This is a genomic window from Thermanaeromonas sp. C210, from assembly GCF_013167955.1.
Lineage (GTDB): Bacteria > Bacillota > DSM-521 > Neomoorellales > Neomoorellaceae > UBA12545.
Genome location: NZ_BLWF01000003.1, coordinates 584327 through 592863 on the forward strand (window position 1 = coordinate 584327; position 8537 = coordinate 592863).

6 protein-coding genes are annotated in these 8537 nt (G+C 58.9%); all 6 read left to right on the plus strand.

Annotated elements, in window-relative coordinates; translation table 11 throughout:
- Positions 1-46: 46 nt before the first annotated feature.
- On the plus strand, positions 47-832 hold the full coding sequence (locus TAMC210_RS10260; RefSeq protein ID WP_173298694.1) for a nucleoside phosphorylase: 786 nt from the start codon (positions 47-49) through the stop codon (positions 830-832).
- A complete protein-coding gene (gene deoC, locus TAMC210_RS10265) occupies positions 801-1643 on the plus strand; it encodes a deoxyribose-phosphate aldolase (protein WP_173298695.1) in 843 nt (280 codons plus the stop codon). The genes TAMC210_RS10260 and deoC overlap by 32 nt, the downstream gene beginning before the upstream one ends.
- A gap of 4 nt (positions 1644-1647) precedes the next feature.
- Positions 1648-3024 carry an 8-oxoguanine deaminase gene (locus TAMC210_RS10270; protein WP_173298696.1) on the plus strand — a complete coding sequence of 459 codons (1377 nt, stop codon included), beginning with the start codon at positions 1648-1650 and terminating at the stop codon, positions 3022-3024.
- A 151-nt stretch (positions 3025-3175) separates the two neighbouring features.
- Complete coding sequence (locus tag TAMC210_RS10275) at positions 3176-5611, plus strand: DNA methyltransferase (protein WP_173298697.1); 2436 nt, start codon at positions 3176-3178, stop codon at positions 5609-5611.
- 86 nt (positions 5612-5697) lie between these two features.
- Positions 5698-7905, plus strand: coding sequence for a DEAD/DEAH box helicase family protein (locus TAMC210_RS10280; RefSeq protein WP_173298698.1), 2208 nt, complete (start codon positions 5698-5700; stop codon positions 7903-7905).
- 287 nt (positions 7906-8192) lie between these two features.
- Positions 8193-8537, plus strand: a 345-nt coding sequence (locus tag TAMC210_RS10285) for an NAD-dependent epimerase/dehydratase family protein (RefSeq protein ID WP_173298699.1), incomplete at its 3' end; no start/stop codon positions are given.

Genomic DNA, 8537 nt, shown 5'->3' on the forward strand with positions numbered 1-8537 from the left:
TGCTCTGGAGGATCCAACAAGACCTGGGTTGAGGAGGATGTAATTTATGTCTACGGTTAACAAGGCTGAAGTAACTCTGGGAAAAATCCAGTATCACCTGCGGGTGAAGCCCGGGGATGTGGGGAAGTACGTGCTCTTACCCGGGGACCCTGCCCGCAGCGACCGGGTGGCCAAGTACCTGGATAACCCCCAGCTCATCGCCCACAACCGGGAATACCGTACTTTCACCGGCTCTTATAAAGGCATTAAGGTGAGTGTAACTTCCACGGGCATCGGGTGCCCCTCGGCGGCCATCGCGGTGGAAGAGCTGGCCAATGTGGGGGCGGAAGTGTTCATCCGAATCGGGAGCTCGGCCGCCCTGCAGCCGGGCATGGCCATAGGGGACCTCGTTATTGCCTGCGGGGCCATGAAAAACGAGGGTACCTCGCGCTTCTACGTCCCCGATGTTTTCCCGGCCGTTCCCGATATGGAGTTTACCAGCGTGCTGATAGAAACCGCCCGCCGGCTGCAACCCGAGTTGCACTACGGGCTGCATGTGGGCATTTGTGCCTCCGATGACAGCTTCTACGGCGAAACCCAGGAATGGATCGAAAAGCTGGCCCGTCTGGGGATTACCAACGTGGAGATGGAGAGTTCGGCCATCTTTACCGTGGCCCATGTACGTCGGTGCAAGGCCGCCAGCATCTGCGCCATATCGGGCAACCTGGTAACCGGGGAAGTGATATATGAAAAGGAAAACGAGCGGCTGGTAGAGGGCTGGGAGAAGGAGATACAGGTAGTGCTGGAGGCCATTTATACCTATGAGCAGCGCCGGAAGTCCGGTACGTCCTAGTTTGGGGAAGGGTGATAAAGTGAGGGAGGAATACTTCGGCGAGCTGTACCGCCAGGTGGTGAAGGAACTGGAGGAAGCCCTGCCCGGAGTGTCGTGGCCTTCTTCTCCTCCGGAAGAAGGCCCGCCGCCCGCCGGGCAGGGGCCGGACCTGCTCCGCCTCATCGATCATACGGCGCTGAAGCCTGAAACTACGGCCACCGATATCCGGCGGTTGTGCGAAGAGGCTCTGACCCTCGGCTTCTACAGCGTATGTGTCTCGCCCTGCTGGGTAAAGCTGGCATCCAGCCTGCTGGAGGGGTCGCCGGTCAGGGTGTGTACGGTTATCGGCTTTCCCCACGGGACCACCACGACCCTGGCCAAGGTCACGGAAGCCGTGGAAGCAGTGGCCGGGGGAGCAGCCGAACTCGACATGGTGTTGAATGTGGGCGCCCTCAAGGGACGGGACCTGCGGAGGGTGTGGGAGGACATTGCCCGGGTCCGGGAGGCGGCCGGCGAGGGAAGGGTGCTGAAGGTAATCCTGGAAACGTCCCTTCTGGAGGATAGGGAGAAGATCCTGGGGGCCCTCGTGGCGGTTGGGGCAGGGGCCGATTTCGTGAAGACCTCCACTGGCTTCGGCGGGGGCGGAGCCACCGCCGCCGACGTAAACCTTCTGCGCCGGACGGTGGGCAGCCGGGCGGGGGTGAAGGCTTCGGGTGGAATCAGGAATCTGGCCACCGCCCTGGACATGGTCCGGGCGGGAGCCAACCGCATAGGTACGAGTTCCGGTGTACGAATAGCCAGGGAACTTGCGGCCAGTAAAGGGGAGAAGTAGCTTCATGCGACCGCTGCTGTTGAAAAACGTGAGCTATGTGGTAACTTGCAATGACCGGGATGAAATTCTGCGCGACTGTGATATTATTATTGAAGGACCCGAGATCAGGGCCCTGGGGCAGGGTCTGGAACCGCCGCCGGGCGCCGAGGTGATCTCGGGCCGGGGCATGATAGCCATCCCGGGGCTGGTTAATACCCACCATCATTTGTATCAGTCCCTTTTCCGGGGCCTGCCGGAGGTCCAGGGGCTGCCGCTCTTCGGATGGCTGCAGAAGCTTTATCAGTTCTGGCGGCACCTGACTCCGGAGGGGGTATATTACGGTGCCCTGGTGGGGTTCAGTGAGCTCCTCCGCACCGGGTGTACTATGACGGCCGACCACCATTATGTGTTCCCCGCCGGGCAGGGGAACGAATTTATAGATAGGGAAATAGAGGCGGCTCGGGCGATCGGGATACGTTTTCATGCCACCAGGGGGTCCATGTCCCTGGGCCGCAGTCAGGGAGGACTGCCGCCGGACGAGGTGGTCCAGGAGCCGGATACCATCCTGGAGGATTCGGCGCGGCTGATAGAAACTTATCACGATCCCCGTCCGTATGCTATGGTCCGGGTGGCCCTGGCGCCGTGTTCCCCCTTTTCGGTAAGCCTTGATCTTATGCGCCAGGCCAGGGATTTGGCCCGGGAAAAGGGAGTTATGCTCCACACCCACCTGGCCGAGACGATGGATGAGGAAAGGTACTGCCTGGAGCGCTATAACCGGCGTCCGGTGGAGCTCATGGAAGACCTGGGCTGGCTGGGGCCCGATGTGTGGTTTGCCCACGCCATCCACTTAAACGACCGCGAGGTGGAGAGGTTGGCGGGAAGCGGGGTTGCCCACTGTCCCTCTTCTAATATGAAGTTGGCCAGCGGCATCTGCCGCACGAGCGAGCTGTACCGGGCAGGTGTTAAGCTGGGCCTGGCCGTAGACGGCAGCGCCAGCAACGACGGCTCTAATATGTGGGAGGAAATGAGGAGGAGTTATCTTTTAAATCACCTCCGGTACGGTGAGGAGGGCTTCTCGGCCTACCAGGTGCTCAAGCTGGCCACCCGCGGGGGAGCAGAAGTCCTGGGCCGGACGGATACCGGCTCCCTGGAGGAGGGCAAGGCAGCCGATGTGGTGCTTATTAATCTGGAGGATGTGGCCTTCGCCGGCTGCCACGACCCCGTAGTGGCCCTGGTGTGCTGCGGCAACAGCAGCCTGGTGGATACGACCATCGTTAACGGCAGGGTGGTCGTGCGCCGGGGAGAGGTAATCACCGTGGATGTGGGAAGTGTGTACCGCCGGGCCCAGGAAGTTTCGCGGACCATGGTGGAAGCCGAGCGGGCCGGGGGAGGGTCCCTTTAATACCTCCCCGCCCGGTTTCCGGCCTGGAGGGGGCCGGCCGCACCCGGGAAGGGAGTTGCTTAAGGCTTCGCGCCCCGTGGCCGGCCTTTTTGCTTTGAAGAGGCAGGGGGACAGCCCCTAACAGGGCAGAGGCCTTGAAGGAAGGAGGCCTATGGGTACGGGTCAAAGGGAGGAGGTCGGTGCTAAGGAACGCCTGTTTTACGAGGCTCTCCAAAAGCTCTTTGTAGGGGCCGAGGTGGAAGGAGAGTCCGGTTATGTGAATTTGATGCGGGTTAAGGGGAAGTACTTTACTAAAGGTGTCCTCCCCCGGCTCCGGAGGGACATCGAGAAGGCCCTGGAGGCTTTTCCCCAGTTCCGGGAGGAGCTTTTCGATAAGCTTTACTCTTTTTTCCGCCGCTACTTTTCCGAGGGCGGCTCTATTTATTTCCGCTACACTCCCCTCCACCAGAAGGTATACGAGAAGGTTTATACCGATGATAAAGACGTGATGCTCTTTTGGAAGACTCACATGCTCTATTACATAAAGACCGACAGGCTCTTTCGCAGCATGGAGGTGGAGGTAGACGGGGTTAGGTTTTTTTTCGATGCCTCTGTTCTCGAACACAAGAAGGCCAACGAGAAGAGAAGGCTCGTCTTTGAGCCTAGGGGACAAAGGGAGGACGGCACCGTCGTCTTCCGGGTGCTTTATTCCGAGCGGGGCCGGAAAACGGACCTTACGTCCATTTTGCGGTCCTTGAGGAAGGAAGGTGTAAGGGTAACCGCGGACGCCCTGGCGAAGGCCTTCCGGATTTTTGAGGGCCAGGGCGAAGTGGATTATTTCCTCAATAAGAATGCCCGGGAGTTCCTGCGGGAGCAGTTCAATTTGTGGCTCTACCAGTACATCTTCGCCGAGGAAGGGGAGTGGACGGCAGAACGGATCCGGCAGCTACAAATCCTTAAGGGTATAGCCTTCAAGATCATCGACTTCATAGCCCAGTTTGAAGACGAGCTGGTGAAAATATGGAACAAGCCCAAGGTGGTGTTAAATTCGGGGTGGGTGATCACCCTGGACCGCATCGCGGCCAGGAACATGGACCTGGTCAAGGCCATTTTAAATCACCGCAACCTGGCGCAGCAGGTGGAGGAATGGAAGCAGCTGGGCATCGTGGACGCCGGTTTTGATCCCGGGGAAGTCGTGGAGGTCAACCCCCGCGGGGAGGTTTTGCGGGAAAAGTACCGTTACCTTCCGGTTGATACCAAGTATTTTAAGGACTTGGAGCCGGAGATAGTGCAGCTCTTTGACGACCTGGACCGGGCGGTGGACGGCTGGCTCATAAGGAGCGAAAACTACCAGGCTTTGAACACCCTTAAGAATAAGTTCAAGGAGCGCGTGCAGCTGATCTATGTCGACCCGCCCTATAATACCGGGAAGGACAGCTTCGGCTATGCCGACAGGTTCAACCGGTCCTCCTGGCTGACTATGATGGAAAACAGGCTGCGGCTGGCCCGGGATTTCCTTAAAGATTCGGGCAGTATTTATGTGCACGTGGATTTTCACGAGACGGCGAGCACCAGGTTTCTTCTGGATGAGATTTTCGGCCCGGATAACTTTGGTAATGAGATAATCTGGCGTACGGGGTGGGTATCGGGGTTTAAGACGGCGGGAGAGAAATACGTGCGGAATCACGAGACCATCTGGCTTTACGGCAAGGGCCCCCGGAGCTTTTTTAACAAGGAAGCTGCGGGCATCCCCTATCAAACCTTCCCGCCGGGGGAGGAAGAAAAGGAGTATCTGGCGGCGGTGGAGGGCAAACTGGGCATCAAGGCGGATAAGTTCCATGTGGTTTTGAGGGGCAGGGACGGGCGCGTTTACAAGCCGGAAAGCCGCGGCGGGGCCCGGGAAGGGGTTTACCCGGTGGAAGATGTGTGGAATGCCAGTGAGTATGACGAGGTCAATTCCATCATGATTATGAGTTACAGCAGGGAAAAGGCCGGCGACTTCCTGACCCAGAAGCCGGAAAAATTGTTGAAGCGGATTATTGAAACTTCTTCCCGGGAGGGTGACCTGGTCCTGGATTTCTTCGGGGGCACGGGCACTACGGCTGCCGCGGCCCACAAACTTAAACGGAAGTGGATTCTCGTGGAGATGGCCGAAGACATCTTTTACGGCAAGGCCCTGCCCCGGATGAAGGAGGTCCTGGCCGGCAGAGGGAAGCACGAGCCCTGCGGCATTTCCCGGGAGGTGGGCTGGCAGGGCGGCGGCTTCTTCAAGTATTATGAGCTGGAACAGTACGAGGACGTTCTCCGGCGGGTGAGGTATGAGGATGGGGAGTTATTTACCGGACCCGGCCGGGACCCCTACGCTGCGGGCATCTTCCTGCGCGACCTGAAGATGCTGGAGGCGCTGGATATAGACGGCGAGAATAACAAGGTGCGGGTAAATTGGGATAGGCTTTACGAGGATGTAGATGCGGCCGAGACCCTGTCCCATTTGTACGGCCGGTGGATAAAGCGCCTGGCCCCGGGGGTGGTGGAGCTCGAGGGCGGAAAAAGGATAAAACTGGAGGAGCCCGACTACCGGGTAATACAGCCCCTCCTCTGGTGGTGACCGGGCCGGGCAGGGGGAGAAAGGTGGCCAAAAGGGCGGGCAAACAAGACGGCCCTTATAAGCTTTAGCGGAGGGGGAGGGAGGCCATGCCCCGGACGCTTTTGCGAGAGATGGTTGAGGACCTGCCGCTGGAAGAGCTGCCGGCGAGCTGGAAGGGCCTGGAGCTCACGCGTTTTTCGGCCGGTAAGGACCTCTGGGACTACCAGCAAGCGGCGCTGGAAAACGCTCTGAAGGTGTTGTGGAAGTATTTTGAGGAGGCCTTGGATTACGGGGAGGGGGAGGAGGTGGAAGGGGCCAGCCGCCGGAGGAAGCAGGCCTTTTTCCGCTGGTACCGGGACAGGGGCCCGGACACGGATCTGAGCATCCATTTGCGGCGCGAGAATAGGGCCCTGGCCAGGCTCCTGGCAGAATACTACCCCTGCGCGGGGGGTGACGGCCTGCGGCTCTCCTACGAGCACTTTATCAACCGCATGGGCTTCTGGATGGCCACGGGCAGCGGCAAGACCCTGATTCTCATTAAGCTCATCGAGATCCTGCATACCTTGATCCGGCGGCGCGAAGTCCCGCCGGGCGACTTTCTCATCCTCACCCACCGGGAGGATCTGATAAGGCAGCTAAGGGACCGCGTCGAGGAGTTTAACCAAACGGGGGATATAAAGATAGACCTGCAGGAGTTGCGGGATTATCCGGATATGAAGCGGAACGGGTCGCTCCCCGAAGGCACGGTCTTTTACTACCGGTCGGATAATCTGAGCGACGAGCAAAAGGAAAAGATCGTTGATTTTCGCAACTACGACAACGGAGGTCGGTGGTATATCTTCCTGGACGAGGCCCATAAGGGGGACCGGGAAGATTCCAAAAGGCAGCACATTTATTCTATCTTGTCCAGGAACGGGTTCCTCTTCAATTTCTCGGCCACTTTCACGGATATAAGGGATGTGGCCACTACTGTTTACAATTTCAACCTGGAGAAGTTCATCCGGCGGGGCTACGGCAAACACCTTTTCTTGCTGCGGCGGGAAGTGCGGGGCTTCCGGGAGGGGGAGGATTATACCGGCGGAGAAAAGCAGAAAATTGTTCTGCAGTCTTTGCTTCTACTAACTTATGTTAAGAAGTTTTATGCGGGGATAAGCCACTTCCGACCCGGACTGTATCATAATCCCCTGATGCTGGTGCTGACCAATTCCGTAAACGTAAGGGACTCCGACCTGGAGCTCTTTTTCCGAGAGCTGGCGCGCATCGGGCGGGGGCAGGTGAGGGGGGAGGTCCTGGAGGAAGCCAAGGAGGAGCTGTGGAAAGAGCTGAAGGAGGATCCCCCCTACATGTTCGAGGAGGACGAAAGGCTCACCATAAGGGAGGGGGTCCTTAAGGGCATAACGCAGGAAGACCTCCTGCGGTATGTTTATAACGCCCGGGGCGCCGGGGAGATGGAAGTGTTAAGGAGGCCGTCCGATAAGCATGAACTGGCCTTTAAGTTGAAGACCGGGGAGGGCCCTTTCGCCCTGATCAAGATCGGGGAGGTGGCCGGCTGGCTCCGGGAGAAACTCGCGGGCTATGAGGTGCAGGAAGTTCTGGCCGACGAAAGTTATTTCGCCGCCCTCCATAAGGAAGACTCGGGTATCAATATCCTCATGGGCTCGCGCAGCTTCTACGAAGGGTGGGATTCCAACCGTCCCAACGTCATTTGCTACATAAACATCGGCGGCCGGGAGGCCCGCAAGTTCATCCTCCAGTCCCTGGGCAGGGGCGCGCGCATTGAGCCGCTCAAGGGAAGGCGGCGGAGGCTCCTGCCCCTATACCGGAGCGGGGAAGTGGGGAAGGAAATGTTCGAGGGCCTGCAGGCCGCAGTTTTGCCTCTGGAAACCCTCTTCGTCATGGCTACCAATAGGAGGGCCATGGTGGAGGTGGTTTCACGGCTGGAAGAGATAAGGGAGGCGCCGAAGGCGGGTATCCCTTGTGGTGGAGATAAAGCCCCGGACCGGGTAGAAGGTGGCCTAAAGACCGGAAGGGTCGGGGCCAAACTGGAGATGGGGAGGGAAGACTACGAACTGCTGCGGAGGTGGCTTGCCTATCTGGGGGACGATAGGGTGATCATGATGAAGTACCACCTGGAGCCGCGGGAGGTCCGGCTCCTTAGGGACCTGGCTCGCTACCCGACCAACTTCAACCTCGGCGGTAAGAATTTCAAGGATCCCGATCTGCTGGTGGAGCAGCTCATTGCCCTTGGCAGGACGGCATCCCACCTTTCCCAGCAAAGAGGCCGGCCGGCGGGAGAACCCGCCCAGCAGTTTTAGTTTGAGGGATAGCCCGGTCTACGAGAGAAACCGCGGTTCAAGAAGCGGAATTGAGGACGGAGGCGGTCCCGAGGCCACGGACGGCGGAGGCCGGCTCCTGAGGCCCAGAAGCCGAATGAGCTGGGAACCCCGCCGGAGCCCGAAAATTGAGCGCTAGTTTGGTCCGCGAGGCTCACTGAGCGAGCGAGAGCTAAGTCACGGCTAGCTAAAAAGTGGGGATGCCTCAGGGTGTTGAGGGGTTAACCTTCACGTGTTAAAGTAATTAAGGAGAAAGGAGGCCTTTACCTTTGCGCGTTTTGGTGACGGGGGGAGCCGGTTTCATCGGTTCCCACCTGGTGGATGCCCTTATAAACGAAGGGCATGAGGTGGTCGTGGTAGACGATCTGAGCGGCGGGAGGGAGGAGAACCGCAACCCGGCGGCCAGGTTTTACCGTCTGGACATTTGCTCGCCGGAGCTGGAGGCGGTTTTTGCCACAGAGGGAATAGAAGTTGTCAACCACCATGCGGCCCAGATTGATGTGCGCCGCTCGGTGGCGGACCCGGCAGAGGACGCGCGGGTCAACATCCGCGGCCTGCTCAACCTCCTGCAAAATGCGGTGCGGCACAAGGTAAAGGGCATCATCTTTGCTTCT

Excerpts from the sequence above, each read along its gene's own strand:
- TAMC210_RS10260 (WP_173298694.1), top strand. The coding sequence starts at position 47 with ATGTCTACGGTTAACAAGGCTGAAGTAACTCTGGGAAAAATCCAGTAT.
- deoC (WP_173298695.1), top strand. The coding sequence starts at position 801 with ATGAGCAGCGCCGGAAGTCCGGTACGTCCTAGTTTGGGGAAGGGTGAT.
- TAMC210_RS10270 (WP_173298696.1), top strand. The coding sequence starts at position 1,648 with ATGCGACCGCTGCTGTTGAAAAACGTGAGCTATGTGGTAACTTGCAAT.
- TAMC210_RS10275 (WP_173298697.1), top strand. The coding sequence starts at position 3,176 with ATGGGTACGGGTCAAAGGGAGGAGGTCGGTGCTAAGGAACGCCTGTTT.
- TAMC210_RS10280 (WP_173298698.1), top strand. The coding sequence starts at position 5,698 with ATGCCCCGGACGCTTTTGCGAGAGATGGTTGAGGACCTGCCGCTGGAA.